At 46.1% G+C, this 20,341-nt stretch carries 11 protein-coding genes, 1 tRNA gene and 1 CRISPR repeat array (1 of these 13 cut by a window edge); of the genes, 3 read left to right on the top strand and 9 right to left on the bottom strand.

What is annotated here, in order from left to right:
* Window positions 1-3,098: direct repeats of the CRISPR family, unit length 28 nt; unit sequence TTTCTAAGCTGCCTGTTCGGCAGTGAAG (it extends 711 nt beyond the left edge of the window).
* Between the two features lie 128 nt (window positions 3,099-3,226).
* The 7 genes from cas6f to L1N97_RS16450 all read right to left on the bottom strand — a co-directional run bounded on the left by cas6f (window position 3,227) and on the right by L1N97_RS16450 (window position 12,203).
* On the bottom strand, window positions 3,227-3,796 hold the full coding sequence (cas6f, locus tag L1N97_RS16480; RefSeq protein WP_236130546.1) for a type I-F CRISPR-associated endoribonuclease Cas6/Csy4: 570 nt from the start codon (window positions 3,794-3,796) through the stop codon (window positions 3,227-3,229).
* Between the two features lie 11 nt (window positions 3,797-3,807).
* Window positions 3,808-4,830 (bottom strand): type I-F CRISPR-associated protein Csy3, encoded by a 1,023-nt coding sequence (csy3, locus tag L1N97_RS16475; protein WP_236130545.1) that lies wholly within the window; start codon window positions 4,828-4,830, stop codon window positions 3,808-3,810.
* A gap of 14 nt (window positions 4,831-4,844) precedes the next feature.
* Window positions 4,845-5,834, bottom strand: coding sequence for a type I-F CRISPR-associated protein Csy2 (csy2, locus tag L1N97_RS16470; protein ID WP_236130544.1), 990 nt, complete (start codon window positions 5,832-5,834; stop codon window positions 4,845-4,847).
* Window positions 5,831-7,201, bottom strand: coding sequence for a type I-F CRISPR-associated protein Csy1 (csy1, locus tag L1N97_RS16465; protein ID WP_236130543.1), 1,371 nt, complete (start codon window positions 7,199-7,201; stop codon window positions 5,831-5,833). Before csy1 ends, csy2 begins: the two co-directional genes overlap by 4 nt.
* Before the next feature lie 15 nt (window positions 7,202-7,216).
* Window positions 7,217-10,549, bottom strand: a complete 3,333-nt coding sequence (gene cas3f, locus L1N97_RS16460) for a type I-F CRISPR-associated helicase Cas3f (protein ID WP_236130542.1) — start codon at window positions 10,547-10,549, stop codon at window positions 7,217-7,219.
* Entirely contained in the window at window positions 10,546-11,523 is a 978-nt protein-coding gene (cas1f, locus tag L1N97_RS16455; protein ID WP_236130541.1) for a type I-F CRISPR-associated endonuclease Cas1f, read from the bottom strand. The genes cas3f and cas1f overlap by 4 nt, the downstream gene beginning before the upstream one ends.
* Window positions 11,524-12,126: 603 nt before the next feature.
* Window positions 12,127-12,203: transfer RNA gene (locus L1N97_RS16450), tRNA-Arg, on the bottom strand.
* A gap of 154 nt (window positions 12,204-12,357) precedes the next feature.
* Between L1N97_RS16450 and L1N97_RS16445 the strand changes: the two genes are divergently transcribed.
* Window positions 12,358-14,265, top strand: a complete 1,908-nt coding sequence (locus L1N97_RS16445) for an ATP-binding protein (RefSeq protein WP_236130540.1) — start codon at window positions 12,358-12,360, stop codon at window positions 14,263-14,265.
* Between the two features lie 164 nt (window positions 14,266-14,429).
* On the top strand, window positions 14,430-16,601 hold the full coding sequence (locus L1N97_RS16440; protein ID WP_236130539.1) for a M3 family metallopeptidase: 2,172 nt from the start codon (window positions 14,430-14,432) through the stop codon (window positions 16,599-16,601).
* A gap of 130 nt (window positions 16,602-16,731) precedes the next feature.
* Here the strand turns inward: L1N97_RS16440 and L1N97_RS16435 are convergent, their stop codons facing one another.
* Window positions 16,732-18,222, bottom strand: a complete 1,491-nt coding sequence (locus L1N97_RS16435; RefSeq protein WP_236130538.1) for an acetyl-CoA hydrolase/transferase family protein — start codon at window positions 18,220-18,222, stop codon at window positions 16,732-16,734.
* Between the two features lie 105 nt (window positions 18,223-18,327).
* Window positions 18,328-19,671, bottom strand: coding sequence for a metalloprotease PmbA (pmbA, locus tag L1N97_RS16430; protein WP_236130537.1), 1,344 nt, complete (start codon window positions 19,669-19,671; stop codon window positions 18,328-18,330).
* A gap of 118 nt (window positions 19,672-19,789) precedes the next feature.
* Between pmbA and yjgA the strand changes: the two genes are divergently transcribed.
* A complete protein-coding gene (yjgA, locus tag L1N97_RS16425) occupies window positions 19,790-20,320 on the top strand; it encodes a ribosome biogenesis factor YjgA (RefSeq protein WP_236130536.1) in 531 nt (176 codons plus the stop codon).
* Window positions 20,321-20,341 lie beyond the last annotated feature (21 nt).

The following is a 20,341-nucleotide window of genomic DNA, read 5'->3' as shown; positions in this document are numbered from 1 at the left end:
TGTGAAGTCTTTCTAAGCTGCCTGTTCGGCAGTGAAGTATCTCGCCAGCTTCAAAGAAAACAGAGCCATTTTCTAAGCTGCCTGTTCGGCAGTGAAGGCAACCCTGATATAACGGTTAGCAGCATGGTTTTTCTAAGCTGCCTGTTCGGCAGTGAAGGACGCGCTAGAAGCTGATAACGCAGCGTTTAATTTCTAAGCTGCCTGTTCGGCAGTGAAGTGGTGTTATTTGCTGGTGAGCGAGCTGCTACGTTTCTAAGCTGCCTGTTCGGCAGTGAAGCCGCTTAATGCTGCTACCCATGCGTTTATTGTTTTCTAAGCTGCCTGTTCGGCAGTGAAGCAGCACTGCCGCAAGTGCAGCGCCAAGCCATATTTCTAAGCTGCCTGTTCGGCAGTGAAGTTAGTATTCCTGCATTTCCGAGCTTCCTTGTTTTTCTAAGCTGCCTGTTCGGCAGTGAAGTAATGCACGCTATAATTGGCTACGATTCGTTATTTCTAAGCTGCCTGTTCGGCAGTGAAGTGTGACGGCATGGGTGTCGGCCTTAAACGTGATTTCTAAGCTGCCTGTTCGGCAGTGAAGTGACGCCCCCCGCAATGGTATTAAAATCGTATTTTCTAAGCTGCCTGTTCGGCAGTGAAGTCGACAACGGTGTTGGTATTCCTCTTGTGTGATTTCTAAGCTGCCTGTTCGGCAGTGAAGCCTGCTTCATCGCTGTTCGCAAGTTGCGCTCATTTCTAAGCTGCCTGTTCGGCAGTGAAGGTTGAGCCATATATTTCTCTTATCCGTGATCATTTCTAAGCTGCCTGTTCGGCAGTGAAGAAACTCAGAAATCTGGACGGGTGACAGATACCTTTCTAAGCTGCCTGTTCGGCAGTGAAGTTGCCATCATGCCAACGGAACGGAAAACGGAATTTCTAAGCTGCCTGTTCGGCAGTGAAGTTTTGTCTGCGTCAGTCATAGGATCAATTTGTTTTCTAAGCTGCCTGTTCGGCAGTGAAGCGTCAGTGTTAAGTAGGCTATACCTATGGGCTTTTCTAAGCTGCCTGTTCGGCAGTGAAGTTTTACGTAATGCGCTGTTAACGCCTGAGACTTTTCTAAGCTGCCTGTTCGGCAGTGAAGACTATTACGGAGTTGATGGTGGGGTAATAAAATTTCTAAGCTGCCTGTTCGGCAGTGAAGAGCGGGATACGGCCGGAAATTGGCGGGTGCTATTTCTAAGCTGCCTGTTCGGCAGTGAAGCTTATGATGCCGAGATACCATCGTTCGCGTTTTTTCTAAGCTGCCTGTTCGGCAGTGAAGATGAACTGGTCAGACTATCCAAACTTTAGCAATTTCTAAGCTGCCTGTTCGGCAGTGAAGCGTTAGCATCACAATCTCTACGCCATCGAAAATTTCTAAGCTGCCTGTTCGGCAGTGAAGTTCACGGTAATCAGCCCCAATTCAGCGGCACTTTTCTAAGCTGCCTGTTCGGCAGTGAAGGTGTTAAACTGCTAGTTCCTACTCTCCAAGTCTTTCTAAGCTGCCTGTTCGGCAGTGAAGATCGCTGCACACATGGCCCGGATGGCCTGAGCTTTCTAAGCTGCCTGTTCGGCAGTGAAGACCATTAAGGGTGGTGCTCCCATTAACTGATAGTTTCTAAGCTGCCTGTTCGGCAGTGAAGTTGATATTACTAAAAATCATATCGTTGATACTTTTCTAAGCTGCCTGTTCGGCAGTGAAGGCGGGTATGTACATGGCTGCTTCGGTTATGCGTTTCTAAGCTGCCTGTTCGGCAGTGAAGGATTGGATCAAGCAATCAGCGCGCAGTTTATTTTTCTAAGCTGCCTGTTCGGCAGTGAAGTGGCTTACACGTTGATAGCAACACACTAAAATTTTCTAAGCTGCCTGTTCGGCAGTGAAGGTAGTGTTCGCAATTATTGCTGTGCGTTGCTATTTCTAAGCTGCCTGTTCGGCAGTGAAGTTTTGACCATTCTAACAACAGACGGTTTATCATTTCTAAGCTGCCTGTTCGGCAGTGAAGATGTTTATGCAAAAGACATGAGAGGTATTATTTTTCTAAGCTGCCTGTTCGGCAGTGAAGTTGATGAGTCTGATGATGATGGTTGTGCATCATTTCTAAGCTGCCTGTTCGGCAGTGAAGTTTTGACCATTCTAACAACAGACGGTTTATCATTTCTAAGCTGCCTGTTCGGCAGTGAAGATTGGGATGGGGCAACAATGTCGTTTACGCTATTTCTAAGCTGCCTGTTCGGCAGTGAAGTCATTGGCCTGTGGGCAGGTTCAACTTACTTGTTTCTAAGCTGCCTGTTCGGCAGTGAAGATAGCCGATCGGCTGTTTGCCAGCTTTTACCTTTTCTAAGCTGCCTGTTCGGCAGTGAAGTCGGCATCATCGCGCACACATACACCCGCAATTTTCTAAGCTGCCTGTTCGGCAGTGAAGTTAAGGCGAATGTTATAGGGGATGTTTTTGCTTTTCTAAGCTGCCTGTTCGGCAGTGAAGTACATGGTCTTTAAACTGCATCGATAGCATAGTTTCTAAGCTGCCTGTTCGGCAGTGAAGCCTGCGCTTCGGTAAACACCTTACTGGCCAAATTTCTAAGCTGCCTGTTCGGCAGTGAAGGCTGGTGGCCATTAATAAAACCATTAGCGAATTTTCTAAGCTGCCTGTTCGGCAGTGAAGCTAACAATGCGATCGGCATCACTAGACGACATTTTCTAAGCTGCCTGTTCGGCAGTGAAGTTACAGCACTAAAAGCACCACGCCAGCTGAAATTTCTAAGCTGCCTGTTCGGCAGTGAAGCGCACAATTGCGCAACGACACGCCAGCATCAATTTCTAAGCTGCCTGTTCGGCAGTGAAGGCATTGTTAAGAGGCCATTGATGGGTGTTGTTTTTCTAAGCTGCCTGTTCGGCAGTGAAGGTGGCAGTTGGTCACACCGCTAGTGCTACAGCTTTCTAAGCTGCCTGTTCGGCAGTGAAGGTACAGCAATCAGCAATATCGCCGTGTCACAATTTCTAAGCTGCCTGTTCGGCAGTGAAGTAGCACTGCCGCAAGTGCAGCGACAAGCCACATTTCTAAGCTGCCTGTTCGGCAGTGAAGTAGCGCATATAAGCACTAATAACCTGATTATTAAAGAACATTTTACTTTATGGGTGATTTTCCCTTTTTATAAGGACAAAAAGCAGCCCTTATATGGTAAGGGCTGCCAGCGATTGCTCAAAAAAGGGTTAAAACCAAGGAACTGTTATTTTTTCAGATAATCGACTTAGACCGTATGAATTAAAACTACCTACTATTGCATGCTCAACTATCGGTCCCTGCTCTATAAACACTTTCATTTGCTGCTTATTACCTCGGCTGGATAATTGCAAAAATGGCAGCTTCAGCAGTTTTTGGGACTCGTCATTGATCTTATCCAATGCTTCATCCCGTGTTAACCAGCCTTTGCTGACTGAACGCTGTCGTTTGTTGTGTGCACTTTTTACTTGCCGTCTGGCAAAATAACGCTGCTTGGCATTAACAGGCACTGGCAGTATCGCACTGCATTGGCAGTAATCTCTGAGCCCTTTTAGCCAATTTTCAGCCATCAGCTTTTCCAGCATGATTGCCGAGCCATGAATACGCAACTGAGTACCAAGATTCTTACCCGTTTGAGCATAACCGGGGAAACTAACGCCTACTTTCCCCATAGTCACCTGCCCTAGCACCGCGTGTAGTTTTGAGCACAGGTTATTCATTAAAAAGTTGGCATCAGCTTCTAAGTCGGGCAATACCGTTATTTCGATATAGCGATCCATAGTCAGCCCCTTTAACCTGCTTCACCAAATACGCCGCCACGAATAAACATGGCCATAATGTAATGCTGCTGCTCCAATGGCGGGGTTTTACCTTTTAATACCCAGCTATCAATAAGACTGTAAAAATCCAATTTCCCGCTATCAGTAGGATGTCTATATGCTTTGCCTCTGTTAGTAACAGAACCATAAGGTTCAACTGCTATAGCTCCTACTTCAGAAGCTGAAGGGTGCCAAGTATCAATCGAGCGAAGGGCGTTACCTATTTTTTGCGAGTGCATGGCGGCAATACCATTTAACTGATATAAAAACTTGCTCTTGGCGCTTTTGTCATTTTTTTCTTTCATCACTAATTCTTGTGAGGGGTATACAGCCTGACCTGGGCCGAGTTTCGCGAATGCATTTACTTTAAGTAGCGCAAAGCTTTCACCTGTCAGCCCCTGCTTAATGACTTGCGCTAATTTTGCTAAATCGCCGGTTGGTTCGGCAAAACTGCGTAAATCAAACTGCTGACTATCGAACACCCAAAGCTCGTTACCATGAGTCACCTGCACTTCTATTGCCTCAGCACCTACCCGGTTGCGCCATAAAAAACGACCGTTGGCAATATTGGCAGCATAACGATTAGCTAATTCGGTAAATTGGGTTTGTTCAGCATAGCCATTAATAAGGTTGGCTAATGCCTGCTGGTATGCAGGATCATTACAGGTAGAGGGTGTCGCTAAATCACCAATGACTCTTAAGGTAAAACTAACTTTAAGCGTATCGTGTTCAAATGGCAGTGAAGCATTATCCACAGTTTGAGGATTTGGCTTAGCAACTTCTGCATCAAGTTTTGCAGGGTCGTTAAATTTAGGGTCTTTGTTATTCAATCTATTTGAAATAGTTCCTCGAACTGCTTTTTCTTTAATAAATACTGGCAAAAAGCTGTTCGAATTTGCGCGCTCTTCCCAGTTGCCACTGGCCATAATGGCGTCTGAATTTGACAGTTTGGCTTCAAAAGCCAGTACCGATGGGGTCTTCAATTTTTCGCTCATAGCTAAGTTCCTTTTTAGTAGAAAGTAATTTCAGTTTCTGTAAGTTCAACTAAAGCGGCTTCCTGCTCCGGGTGCAGCTTTAATGTGTTCTGTGCCGTGTTTGTTGTACATAAATACCAGGGGCCTTGCTGACGATAACGCCAGATAACATCGCGTAAATCAGGGACACGGTGCGGGCTTAACCACTGGCCAACGCCATACGCAGATTCAACAAAACAAAACGGATATTGCGGATCACGGCTATTGGCAACAGCGCCAGCAGGATGAAGCGCTGAAATCGCTTTATAGCCGGTAGTGATCGGCACCAGGTAACCTTTGTCCGATTTCGGTACCCGTACCCATTCAACAGCGTTCGGCTCTGTTGATAAGTCAACATTCTCCGGTGTGACAGCCTGATAAGTTAACGCAGCAAAATCCAGCCAGGCATCCAGCATAGTGGCATTGGGCTGAGTCGTAATTAACTGCTGATAATGCTGCTTTAACAGCTCTGAGCGATCCGTTAACACAAAACCCGGAAGCACTTTTCGCAGCAATTTACGGCTTAACGCCTGCTCGTCATCATCGCTGTAAAGGCTAACGCTTTTGAGGCAAATAACCTGGCCACCAGCCAGCTTTTGTCGCTGAGCTAGCATAGTAAGTGTTGTAATTAACTGCTGTTGCAAAGCGCCGCTAAATGCTTTGCTGGATTCAAGAATCAAGGAAACGGTAAGGTGCATCCTTCCTTCTTCAACAATAGGCGCAGTATTGCCCTCTTTGGTTAATGGGTTGCGGGTAAGTGCAAAAACATAATCGCCCCAACCGGATGGCTGATAAGCCTGTATCTGATGCTGATGGCATACCACTGCACAGCCTGTCAGTTCAATACCAAACTGTTGCTGTAACTTACGCGACAACGCGTGGGTATAGCCAAGGAAATGGGTAATAGCCGGAAAGCCATAAGTAAAACCGGCAATACAATTGGCATTTTGGACTTTGATATGTTCCAGCAAAATATAATTGCTCATACTGCGGCCCCCGCTTTTGCCTTACCTGCAGAAAACACCATTGTGCCAAGCTCATAATCGCGTAGCCGGGGCGACAACAACTTCGCCCAATGTTGATATTGCGCAGTACCAAACACTAACCCTTCATTTTTCAGAGCTTTGTTCAGCTTATTATTAAGCCAGCCGGCAAAGGCAAGACAAATCTCTTGCTGCCAGTTGCTGTTAGCCCTTTTTTGCTGGAATTGCAGATCCTCACACCAGGTGTCCAACCACAGTTGTTCCGCCTGCTTTAGTTCGCAATTTTGCAAACTCCAACCAGCGTACTCGCTTAACCCCTGCACCTCAGCCGCATAATTTAGCAAGCCATCAATAAGATCATTTACGTAAGCGGCGATATTACGGCGAATTTCCAAAGTACTGTCGCGCCCTTTTATGCTAAGTAAGTAACGTTGTAGTTCTTGTAAATCACGCCATACCCGGCGGTTAAACTCACGGCCAAAAAATATAGATTGCTCATTTAACGGTGGTTTTAACGTCGACTGCCAGGATGGCGGTGCACAGTTGAGTAAATTGGTTTTACCGCTCCGCTGAGTGTTCAGTTGTGAAATATTTTGCGGGTTTGAACCGCCAAAGCGTTGTATTGCAGTATCTAAAAATCGAATATCTGGCTTGTCATGATATTTACCAGCCTTACGCGCTTTTCGAATGGCTTCGGGCTCTTCACCATAGCGCACCGCTGTTATTTTGCCGTTAAATTGATGCGCAAGAGATGACGCAAATATGGGGCTAAGCAGGTGATACTGACCATCAGCGGTGGGAAAATACAATTGTTTGGCTAAGGTATGAGATGACAAAGCTTTGTCTGCCAAAGCCAACTTGAAACCTTCAACCCACTCAGTGAGTTGTGCCTGATTATCGCTAAAAAAAGCTAGAGCGCTGCAATCACCATCTGATAGCGATTGAGCCAAAGTCTGCCCTTCATATTCTAACTGTAGAAGGGCGGCGACATCTAACGCAGCTCCATTACCAACTGCATCAATAGCCAAGTTGGCTAAACTGGCTGTGACGAGATAGTCGGCATCTTCCAAATATTCTAGTGACAACACGCTGCTGCCTCTGGCATCGCCATGAGTAAACTTCAGCGCATGAGTAACAAGACTGATTTGTTTAGCACGTTTTGCCGCATCATCTAACCACGTCTTTATATTAAACTTCTTATTTATTTGCTGGATCTGAGGCGAAAACTCAGTATTGATCTGCGCTTGTTTAACATCATCGTCAACACCTTTTAGCGCTTTCTCCAATGCTTTTTCTATTGGCTCCAGCTTCTGCAACCTGCGCTGGTCGATATAATCAGCTATTACTGCTGCTAACCCTTCATATTGCATAACACCTCCTTGCGGCTATAAATTTTGAAAAATGCCCAAAACCGGGTGGTAATGCCATTTTTCAGCATTCTGTTTTACTCTTAAGCGGATCTCACCGAATTGCTTGCTCACCTCTTCAAGCGTGAGCCCCATTTGTTCTGCGCACTGCTGATACACCGACAACGCATCCAGCGTAAACCAGGCATGATTGCCCTGCGTTGGCTGCCAGCTTTCAGTAACAAAGTTTTCTGCTTCGATATATTCAAGTGGCCAGACAGCATCATTAATCCTTGTAAATACCGGCTCGTTATCTTCTTCCGATAACATCAGGCAATAGGGCTCATCAGGCGATGACTTGCGAAATGGTTTGCGTCTTTGTAATTCAGCACTCCAGGTTGCGTCATGCAGCCACCACCTTGCGGCATAATCTGTTGGCCAGTCACCACTACCGGATGGCCAATTTTCTGGTTGAGGAAATACACTTTGTAATAGCGCCAAATGCTCAAATACAACAAGATCAGAGTACAGTTTCGACTCAACTAGTTTTGGCTGACTGATACGCGGTAATGCACTGATATGCTGAAAATACTCTACCGGTAAAATCTGTTGAAGATCATGATGTTCTAATAATAAATCATCCCGCTCAAACCCCGGCTGACAATAGGCAGGTTTGCGCTTTCCATCCCTATTTGTTACCGCTTTTAATGCTTTAAAATTTTGTGAAAGAATCAGTAGGTTATCGCTACTTGCTGGTCGCTGGCGGTGCCGTTGAATACGCCCGGCCAACTGGATAAGTGAGCGCATAGAACTGGGCTCGGCAATTGCCCAGTCATAATCATGATCCCTGCCGACCTCAGCGACAGAGGTCGCTAATACCACAAACAGATGATTGCCTTGTGGATATTGCGCTAATGCACGGCTGATTTCAGCTTGCTGCCAAAGCGCTGACGTATTGTAGCGGGTCAGTGCTGCATCCAACTTTTGCTCGATAGCAGAGCGCACCGCTAATGGGTACTGGCTGTGGTAAACACAATAATGAATATGGCAATCGACAGGTACTGCCATTTGTAGCAACTGCTTAGCCACAGCTACCATAGGATTAATATTGGCCATACGTACTAGGCCGATGGATACTTTTTGACCTGTAGGTGCCACTTGATGATGCTGACTATGTAACTGACAAATACTCTGCTGGATCAGGCTAGCCAGTTGGCTAATAATCAGCTCTGGATTTTTACTGCTGGCGGTTACCCCCAGTAAACTGGCTTTACGCAGCACATGCTGAGCTGCCAGCGCCTTAACCCGCCTTTCAACAAATAACGTGTGCTGCTGCATTAACTGCTTTTTATCTGCACACTCTGCTTTTACTGGGGTAAATTCATCAAACCAAGCGCAGATAACCGGCAACTGGGATCGACCATCAGCGTTCACTGCATTAAAATGCTCTCTGCCAGTTCGGTAGGCCTCAAACAAAGCACACACCAGCACTGGCGGTAAAGTGGCAGATGAAAACAACACTCTGGCGCCCAACATGCCAGCCCAGTTCACCAGCCTGCACAGCGCGGGTAAATCGGCAGTATCGAAATCATCGGGTTCATCCAGCACCAAATCAGCCGTTAGCAACCGCAGCATAGGCGCGATTTGCTTACCGCCACGCACACCTTCGGTTGCTGGCATCAAATGATCAATAGTACTTACCAGTACCGGTGCACTAACCAGTTGGTTTAGCTTCGGGCTACTGTTTAACCAGTCTTTTAAGCGGCCATCATACAAGCTGCCTTCATAACTTACGTAAAGATGCTCTGCGATAGGATCGGCCAGCGACTCACTGCCGGTAGCGCTATTGCTAACGGCCAGCTCAGCTTGTAAAGCTTGCTTACTGATGTCATGCAATTGTTGCACTGCTGCTGAGCCTATTAATACTGCCAAGTCATCATCAGTCAGATGCAAACGCTGTTTTAACGCATCACCTGTTTGTAAGGTTAGCGTTCTTAGCCCCAGTGCCACACTAAAACGGCATCCCAGCTTTTCGTCAGCTAAACCATACATAATACGGGCATTGGCAAAGGTTTTACCTTTGCCGGTACTGGCCATGTTTATACCAAAAAAACCTTGAGCAACACTGTTTTCCCGCACCGAACAAGCCAAATCATAGGCCTTATCCTGCCAGCGAAACTCATCCAGTTTGGCTCGTTGTTTAAAACCTTTATGCCGGGTAATGGCCGGCAAGGTATTTTTTAATGTAGGTAAACTTCTGGCCAATAAATAGGCATTATGGCTAACACCTATATTGTGCTCATCTAACTTTTGCTTAGGCGCTTTGGTTTTGCGGTCAGAGTTAGCAAAGGCTTTGTAGCTTGCATCTTGCCATTTTGTTTTAGGCTCTTGTGCTGAATAATAATGGTCGGCCAACATCAGTACCATCCGAGCATTATGACTAGTAAAGCGCTGTTCAAACCAATCACGCTCAAACAGCCTGCCGCACTTCAGCGCTCTAACTGCAATTTCACCGGTTCTTTGACGCCAAGTTGCGCTGAGAAAAGGCGTGCCATATTCAAAAAACCAATTTTGTTCACGTCGCTGTTGCTCACAACTCTCAGCACTGTTTACAGAATTCCATAACACATCAAAACCCTCTGACAGCCAATCTGCAGTGCTGTTTAAGGACGGCGATGTATCTGAGTTTTTAGGAGAAAACACCGGTAACCGATGATGCGATACGATTAACCAAGCCACTAATCTGGCAACTGGTGCTAAACCGGAAAACGGTTCCAGATGTCCCTGTTCCGGCGCATCTTTATGTAGCTCTGCTAAAACACTGTGTTCAAACTCAGCCGAAATATTGGCTAATTCAGTAAGCCATTTTTTATCTGTTTTACCGGCAGTAAATGCCTGAAATAGCCGTAGCGATACCCATTCATGACGATAAGGCTCATAACCCAGCGTTTTTACTTTGGGATTTATTTTTTGCTGAAAAAGAAGATTGGCTTTACCAAAATCATGAAACAAACCGGCAATACCAGCCAATAATGCAATAACCTCGGCATTGTGCCAGCTGTTTTCATCCTCACTACGCAGAATATTGCGCAATGTCATATTGGTTGGTGTGGCACCATCAACGTTGAATTTACGCTGATTACCCACTACCCATAACAACTCGGTATGATTTTTACTGCGGATCCAATGGCAGGCCACAGCGGTATTGCGCCGTGCCGACTTTTTCAACAGCTTGCGCAGCACATCAAGCCCTTGCATAGTAATTGGCGTTTGCCAGGTTCTGTCACCACGCCTCTCAGCGAACTGATCTATGATCCGCCGTGTTTCAACAAGGGCATTTTTAGAGCACTGCGATACCAGCATAATGTTCATAGTTCGCCACCATGAAGTGCAGCGATACCTTTCAGGCTGTCGATGATGAAATCCAGCGCTTCGGCTTGCTGAAAGTTTGTAATACAGCTTTGCCTAAACTCCTGATCCTCATCACCGTTCATCGCACTGATAAAAGCTTGCGGCAGCACCAATGCATCTTTAATTAAATCCGCCGCATCAAACACCAGACCGCCACGACGGGTTTTACCATGTAGTACTGAAAAGCCATGCGGTAAACCTAAAACCCAGGTAGCAGTTGCTCCCAAGCCGTAGGCTAAATAGTTACCGTGATCTAAAAAGCGATTAGCTGGATCAATACCGCTTCCCCCTTTGGCACGCGCAAAGCTGTCATCATGCGCTAAGGTATTGCAGGCAATTTTATACAGTAATTTGGTCAGGCGGGCTTCCGCTAACATGAGTGGCTGGGTGCCATCTGCAGCATCTACATCTTGTTTAAAACGCAGTAATGCTGAATCTAATTGGTTTTCACTAACCACAAAGCCATTGTCGATAAACGACTTATTTTTGAACCAGTGCTTCAGCGTGAAATTAATTCTGAACTGCTGAATGGCTTTAGCTGCCTGCAACCTTTTGTTGTCGTCAGGCCAAAACTTCAACCATTGTTGTAAATATTCGCAAGGTCGGTACTCACTCTGCGGATTAAACCAGGCCACTTCAACTTCAACATCATTTACGCTAAACAATGGCGTTCCACCACCACCGCAGAAGCCAACTAAAACACCTGCTCGCGCCAACTCACGCATTGCAGACTGAGTTACAGAAGTACCTGTTCCCAATAACAAACATGTCGTATTAGCAATAGGAATATTCCAATACAGCGAATGTTTACCTTCATCAGTTACATATTCAACACGACCACCTTTAACCAGCACGCGACAGTGCTGCAGGTAGTACATATTTGCCCGTTTGGAATGCAGGATACTTTTTAAATCTGACGGTGAAAATTCATCCATGAATCTTATTCCTTTTGAGATCTTAAACTCACATTAAAACGAACAAATGACAATACTTTGTCCCGTGAAATCCTTATTTTTGATTTGTAACACGTCTCACCTTTTAAGCTCTTATAACTTTCAGCTCAAAATAATATAAAGAACAATTTACTTTAAACTGTTTCTAATTTTACGCCATACTGTACAGGTATTCAGTGTATGCTTTTCAGACGCATGTTTTTAACTTGAAAAAATGAATCCTTCTCTAATTTGGCAAAGCTGACTTCGAGTTAAATTGAAAGCTACAAGCAAGATAGCTGCTGAGAATACGGATTGCTTGTACCCATGCAGTTGAGTCAAAAAATGTCTAGTTTGCTAAAATTTAAGAGCGCGCAAATTTACAACAAGTTATGATATTGAATGTAGACGAAGTAAAATTGAAGGGCATTTAAATCCAGGCTATTGCATTTTAGATATTTCACACGAATAGATGATAAAATCGAGCAAAGGTCAAAAAACGTGGTTTTACAAAGCAGAAGAAAATGGGTTTGTCACGATTGTGTCACCGATTTGTCACCGGGCATAAAAAAACCACTTAGCTTTCGCATAAGTGGTTGATTTATATGGTGCACCCGCCGCGATTCGAACGCGGGACCTCTGCCTCCGGAGGGCAGCGCTCTATCCAGCTGAGCTACGGGTGCAGCGATAGAGGGCGCATTATAGACAGGCTTTGGCGCTAAGTCTATTGCTAGGGCGTTGCTTTTTTAGGCGAACAGTTCGAATCTTTTTTGCATCTGGTGGTAAGTGGCTATAATCTGCCTGTATGTTTTCACTTTCTGCGGCAATCCCCTTGTTATGCTGAACTATCGCTCTAGCCTACAATTATGGCAATGGCTTGCTTTGATCGCTTCATGCTTGCTGTTTTTGCTGGGCGTTGAGTGGTTTTTAAATAATGAGCAGCACCGGTTGCGCGCTGGGCAACTGCAGCAACGCTTAAATACGGCCGAGCAATTACGCTCGCAGTTAGAAAGCGAATTGAATATCTCATCTTATTTAACCATTGGTTTGGCGTCTTATATTGTTGCGATGGACGGCAAAATTCGTGATAGCGAATTAAACGTGTTATTGCCCGGCATGGTGCAACAAGCCCCTTATATTCGGAACATTGGCATTGCACCAGCAAATCGTATTAGTTACATCTTTCCTTTGGCCGGCAACGAGCAGGCATTAAACTTATATTATCCCGATTTACCTGAGCAATGGCCGGCTATTGCCAGCATTATTGCAGATCGAAATGCCAAACTAACAGGCCCGATACATTTGGTGCAAGGGGGTATTTCTTTTATCTATCGCTACCCTATTTTTATGCCTGACGGCGAGTATTGGGGCATTGTCAGCACGGTAATCGACATTGAACCCATTTGGCAGTTACTGAGTGAAAAGTCGCAGCAAATGGGCTTACCCATTGCGCTGCGCAGTAAATTAGCCAAACAGCGCTTTAGCAAAAGCTTTTATGGTGATGACCGCCTGTTCAACAAAGCTAACCCCATCCTAGATGTGTCGGTACGTGGGGCGCAGTGGCAAATGGCAATCCCGGCAGCGGAGCTGTCTGAGCAACACGTGTCTGGGCTTCGGGGTATGCTGTACAGCGCGGGTATTATTATGCTGTTGTTACAGTGGCGCTTATTCTTTTCGATGCAACGCTTAAAGCAAAGTGCTAAAGCATTAGGCGATAAGGAAAAAACGCTGCGTAGCATTCATGATAATGTTTTTGATGGCATTATTACCGTTGACGCCCGTGGCATTATTCAAACCGCTAATCGAGCCTGTTATCGTATTTTTGCTTATTCAGGCGTAAGTTTATTGGGTAAACACTGGACGTGTTTATTAGATGCGAGTGAAAACAGCGCGAAAATTTATGATCCTGCACAGCCAAAGCAAGTTGGCATTGAGTGTTTGGGGCGACGCGCTGATCAACAAAGTTTCCCGCTGCAGTTATCACATACCGAGTTACCGCTGCAACAAGCTCAGCGCTTATTTGTATTACGTGATATCACTGAACGCAAACGGGTGGAGCGCCTACAAAACGACTTTGTAGCAACCGTGAGCCACGAATTACGCACGCCACTTACCGCCATTAATGGCAGTTTGAATTTAGCACTGGGCGGTGCTTTGGGTGAATTAACCGAGAAACAACATAAAATGCTGCATTTAGCGCAGCAAAGTTGTAAGCAGTTACACCAACTGGTGAACGACTTACTCGACTTTGAAAAGCTCAGTAGCGGCCATATGCGTTTTAATGTGCGGTCGGTTGATTTAAAAGCCTTGTTATTACAATGCATCGCTCAATTGCACGGGTTACATCGTACCATTGAGCTAGAGGATAATTCTGCAAACAACCGCTGGGTATTAGCCGATGAAGCACGCTTACGCCAAGTGGTGATCAACCTACTTTCTAACGCGATAAAATTCTCTTCCGTAACGTCGACCGTGCATATTCGGCTCGAGCAACAAGAGCAAACGATCAAAGTCTGTGTTATCGATCATGGCAAAGGGGTGCCACCGGCTTTCGAGCCTATGCTGTTCCAACGTTTTGCCCAAGCCGATAACCCGACAGTGCGTGAACAAGGCGGTACAGGCTTAGGCTTGGCGATTTGCAAAGAAATCATTGAAAAACTGCAAGGTACTGTGGGTTATGAACGGCTAAGTGATGGCAGCTGCTTTTACTTTACTCTACCACTGACCACGCCAGCAGAAGACTAAGCGTGCTACAACAGCAAAACAAGGGCCATTGGTCTGATATTATGGTGATTTAGTTGCAAAGCCCCTTTATCAACAGAGCAATTTTGGCATACTGCTAGTTAAAACTCGCCACTTATTGGCATTTTATAACTATAAAATTATCACGCTAATCCATGGAGCACGTCATGCGTAAATCGTTACTCGCTACTACTATCAGTGCTGTACTTGCACTAAGCGCCTGTACAGACAACACCCCCCCTACTCAACAAGCGAATCAAGCTGCCGCACCGGCTGCGGTTACGGATGTAACAGTGAGCAACCCGTTTTTTCAAAAAAGCACCTTAACTTATGAAGCGCCAGATTTTGCCGCCATTAAAGATGAGCATTTTTTACCGGCTTTTACCGCGGGTATGCAGCAACATTTAGATGAAATTGCGGTTATCGCCAATAACCCGGAACCTGCAACCTTTGAAAACACCTTGGTTGCTATGGAAAAAAGCGGTGAGTTATTAACGCGTGTTTCTCGCGTTTTTTATAACCTGACCGGCACAGACAGTAACGAAGCGCGCCGTACCATTCAAAGCGAATTAGCACCGAAAATGGCCGCGCACTCAGACAATATCAATTTAAACCCCGAACTCTTCGCACGTATTGAGCACATTTATACTACTCGCAATGACTTAAACTTAGATGCCGAATCGTTGCGCTTAGTTGAAGTGTACTATGAGCGCTTTGTGCGAGCCGGTGCCAAACTTAACGACGCGCAAAAAACCGCGATCCGCGCACTGAATGAAGAACACTCGACCTTAACCAACAAATTTGCACAAAACCTATTAGCCGAAACGGCGAATATTGCAGTTATCGTGGATACCGTAGAAGAGCTCGATGGCCTATCAGCAGCACAAATTACTGCAGCGGCCAATGCCGCTAAAGAGCGTGGCCATGACGGTAAATATTTAATCAGCATCACCAATACCACGCGCCAGCCTATATTAAGTTCGTTAAACAACCGTGACGTTCGGCAACGGGTGTGGGAAGCCTCGGCTAACCGCGCGCAAAGTGGCGACAATAATAATACCGATATTGTCGCCCGTTTAGCGCAATTACGCGCCGAACGTGCACAACTGCTCGGCTATGATAATTGGGCCAGCTTTACTTTAGAAAACAACATGGCAAAAACACCGCAAGCCGTCTTTGCTATGTTAGGTTCTATGGCCCCTGCGGTGGTGGCGAATACCAAACAAGAGCAAGCTGAGATCCAGGCAATGATCGCTGAGAAAGGCGGTGATTTTGAAGTACAACCTTGGGATTGGGAATACTATGCTGAGTTTGTACGCCAAGCTAAATATGACTTAGACGAAAACGAAGTTAAGCAGTATTTTGAGTTTAACCGCGTTTTGGAAGACGGTGTATTTTATTATTTAAACCGTTTTTATGGTATTAGCTTCAAACCTCGGCCAGATTTACCGGTTTATCATCCTGACGTTGTCGCTTATGAAGTATTCGACGCAGATGGCAGCAGCTTAGCTATTTTCTATGCTGATTACTTTGCACGGGAAGGCAAGCGCGGCGGAGCTTGGATGAGCTCCTTTGTGGGGCAATCACATTTAACCGGGCAAAAGCCGGTTGTGGTTAACGTAATGAACATTCCAAAAGCGCCAGAGGGGCAACCTACGTTAATCAGCTATGATCACACCACTACCATCTTCCATGAGTTAGGCCATGGTATACACGGTATGTTCTCAAATGTGAAAAACCCTTCGCTGGCGATGACTGCGGTATCGCGTGACTTTGTTGAGTTTCCGTCTACCTTTGAAGAAGACTGGGCACAACATCCCGAGATTTTAAGCAACTACGCTAAACACTATCAAACCGGTGAGCCAATCCCTGCAGCCTTATTAGAAAAAGTGATTCGCTCGCGTAGCTTTAACCAAGGTTTTGATACGCTGGAATATATGTCGGCCGCGTTATTAGATATGGAATGGCACTCATTACCGGCCGATGCACCACTGCAAGATCCGCAAGCCTTTGAAGCCGCGGCATTGAAAAAGCATGGTGTTGATTTACCTGCCGTGCCACCACGTTATAAATCAAATTTCTTCTCACATTCGATGGGTGGGGGCTACTCAGCAGGCTATTACGCGTATATGTGGAGTGAAATTCTTGCCGCCGATGCCTTTGCTTATGTGCAGAAAAACGGTGGCTTAACGCGTGAAAATGGCGACCATTATCGTAAAAACATTCTGGAAGTCGGCAACTCACGCCCTACCATGGATTCTTATAAAGCGTTCCGTGGACAAGAGCCAACCACAGATGCACTGTTAATTCGTCGCGGTTTAAAAACCAAGATTGACTAAGTTGCAGGCTAATTACTGCTAAGCCGGTGTACATTTTGTATTTACAGGTTTGGCATTAAACTTCGCCAGTGCGTACAAAAACCAAAGCCCCGCAAAATGCGGGGCTTTTTATTTGCGGCTCACGGCTAACTTAGCCTTTCATGCTGCCTGTTTGCTCAAGGCGCACATGCCAGCTAAATGCTTCGTCCATCAGATGCGGTGTATGGCCGCCTCTTTCGCAAGCTCGCTCAAAGTAATCTAACATCTGCGCACGATAATCTGGATGCACACAATTATTGATAATTTGTACTGCCCGCTCACGTGGTGCCAAACCACGTAAATCGGCTAAGCCTTGCTCGGTAACCAGAATATCCACATCGTGTTCAGTGTGATCAACATGGCTAACCATAGGGACGACGCTAGAGATATTGCCGTTCTTCGCAATCGATTTGGTGACAAAAATGGCGTAATGCGCATTACGTGCGAAGTCGCCAGAACCACCAATACCATTCATCATACGCGTACCGCATACGTGCGTAGAGTTAACATTGCCGTAAATATCAAACTCGAGCGCTGTATTTACCGCAATAATACCTAACCGACGGACGATTTCAGGGTGGTTAGAAATTTCTTGTGGCCGTAACACCAACTTGTCTTTGTACTTGGCTAAATCACCAAATACGCGAGCATAACAAGGCTCTGATAACGTAATTGAACTGCCTGAAGCAAACTTCAGTTTACCGGCGTCAATTAATTCAAAAGTAGAATCCTGTAATACTTCCGAGTACATGGTCATATCGGTAAATTCAGAATTCAATAAGCCCATCATTACCGCATTGGCAATGTTACCTATACCGGCTTGTAATGGTGATAAATTCTTAGCTAGGCGGCCTTGCTTCACTTCTTCACGGAAAAAGCTGACCAGGTGGCTAGCAATGCTATCTGTGTCGGCATCTGGTGCAGAGACCGTAGAGAAGGAGTCGGCTTGATTAGTAAAAACGATACCCACAATTTTTGCCGGATCGATTGGGATGGCGGTGCTACCAATGCGATCGTCCACTTTCACTAAGGGCAGTGGTAAACGACTTGGCCGATAACTTGGAATGTAGATATCGTGCAGGCCTTCAAGCTCAGGTAAATGTAGCGTATTGATTTCAATAATCACTTGCTTGGCGAAAATAGCAAAACTGGCCGAGTTACCCACAGACGTTGTAGGCACTATATGGCCTTGCTCAGTAATCGCCACGGCTTCAATCACCGCAATGTCGGGTAATTTTAATTGGTGGTTGCGCAGCTGCTCTACAGTTTCAGATAAATGCTGGTCAATAAACATGACCTGACCGTTATTGATGGCTTTTCTTAACGTGTTATCCACTTGAAAAGGCATACGACGCGCCAACAAACCGGCTTCAGTAAGCGCTTTATCAAGGTCATTACCCAGTGACGCACCCGTCATCAGATTGATTTTAATTGGGCTTTGACGTACACGCTCTACTAACGCTCTGGGTACGGCTTTGGCTTCACCCGCGCGGGTAAAACCGCTCATCCCCACGGTCATCCCATCTTGAATAAATTCACACGCTTCTTCTGCTGACATCACTTTCTGATGCAAGCTGCTTAACCGGATCCGTTCTAACTGCATTGTCTGCCCCTACTGAAAAAGAGGCGCTATTGTAGTGAGTTGTCTAAGTGTTGCCACTTAGACATAAGTCTCGTTTACCTATAATTAATCCAGGCAAAGTGCTATTTAGCTGCCGGCCACCTGCATTTGACTGATTAAGACCGAACCGGTGAGTACGCCACCGCGCCGATCAACGTCATTAGCCACAGCTGCAATATTCATAAACATATCAGCCAAATTACCCGCGATGGTCACTTCTGCTACAGGGAACTGAATTTCACCATGCTCAACCCAGAAACCGCTAGCGCCACGAGAGTAATCACCGGTTACCGTGTTTACGCCTTGCCCCATCAGCTCGGTCACGAGTAAGCCTTTGCCCATCTGCTTACACAAACCGGCTAAATCGGCATCACCATGGTTAATCAACCAGTTATGAATACCACCGGCATGCCCGGTGCTGGCCATGTTTAATTTACGCGCGGAGTAGCTGGTGGTCAGGTAGGTGTTTAACACGCCATTTTCGATTACCGCTAAATCACGCGTTTTAACACCTTCTGCATCAAAGGGGCTAGAAGCCAGCGCCAGCTTCAGGTGCGGTTGCTCTAATATCGTCAGGTGCGGCGCCATAATGGGCTGGCCAACTTTATTCAGTAAGAAACTCGATTTACGATAAATACTGCCCCCGCTGATGGCAGACACTAAATGCCCAAACAAACTGCTGGCAATGTCTGCCCGAAATATCACCGGGACTTTTTGCGTCGGGATCTTACGTGCATTTAAACGCGCGACGGTTTCTAAGGCGGCTTCGCGGCCAATTTGTTTGGGATCTAACAAGTCAGCATAGCGCCGTGCCACAGTAAAGCTATAATCGCGCTGCATATCGTCGTCTTGCTCACCAATCACTACGCAGCTAAAACTGTGCCGAGAGCTAGGATAACCGACAATTTGGCCATGACTGTTGCCATACACTTTTAAACCTTGGTGTGTTGAAAACGACGCACCTTCTGAATTGGTAATACGGTTATCCGCCGAAAAGGCAGCGTCTTCTGCGCCAGCACACAGCGCAATGGCCTGTTCAGTATCAATGCTGTCGGGGTAATATAAATCTAACTCTGGTGGGGTAAACTCTAACCATGCCGCCTCCGCTACGCCAGCATGCGGATCTTCTGAGGTGTATCGAGCAATATCTGCTGCGGCAGCAACTGCACTCTCTAGCGCTTGCGGGCTAAGATCGGCAGTAGAGGCAGAACCTTTACGCTGGCCAAAATACAGGCTAATACCTAAACCACCGTCTTGGTTAAATTCAACCGTTTCCACTTCACCGTGTCGAGTTTCGACACTTAAACCACGAGTACGGCTCATTGACGCTTCAGCACTACTGGCACCTAAGCGTTTGGCATGGGCTAACACCTGACTAACGGCTTCTTTTACTTCGGCAATTTCCCGTTGAATTTCTGATTGTTGCTGCATAGTTACTCTTACCTCTAAATCAATAGGCTAAGCTTATCATAGTCAGACAAAGGCTGCTGCCTGCTCTGCCGAGTTTAGTGATATACTAGGTGTAATTATTTTTATAGAACTTAGAGCCATGACAGATACAGAATTTAAATACGGTGACAGCAAATGGCTGGAACAACCGGATCACATCAGTAAAAGCCAGATTAAACGAGAAATGCTAGCCATGCAGGAGCTAGGTGAAGAGCTACTGGCTCTTGGCCCAGCATTACGCGCTAAGGTGCCGCTGGATGACGAATTAAAAGACGCACTAGAATTAGCCGATAGACTGGCGAAAAAACGCGAAGCGTTACGCCGCCATTTACAGTTTATTGGCCGGTTAATGCGTGATCGCGATTTAGAGCCGATTGAACAGGCGCTAGCGCTGATCCGTAACACCAATCGCGCGGCAACCAAGCAGTTTCATAAAGTAGAAACGTGGCGCGATCGCTTACTAGCCGATAGCGATGCCGTAACGGCGTTTATTGCAGATTACCCTGAGGTAGACGTGCAGCAATTACGACAACTGATCCGTAACGCCAAACGTGAAGCAGAGAAAGAACAACCCCCGAAGGCTTTCCGTGAGCTGTTTCAGCTGATCCGACCGTTGATCCTGCCTGAATAACCGCCTAATCAAACCACTGGA

Origin of the sequence: Rheinheimera sp. UJ63, assembly GCF_021568285.1 — a bacterium.
Lineage (GTDB): Bacteria > Pseudomonadota > Gammaproteobacteria > Enterobacterales > Alteromonadaceae > Alishewanella > Alishewanella maricola.
The sequence above is the reverse complement of the archived record's forward strand: the minus strand, read 5'-3'. Positions and strand labels throughout refer to the sequence as shown.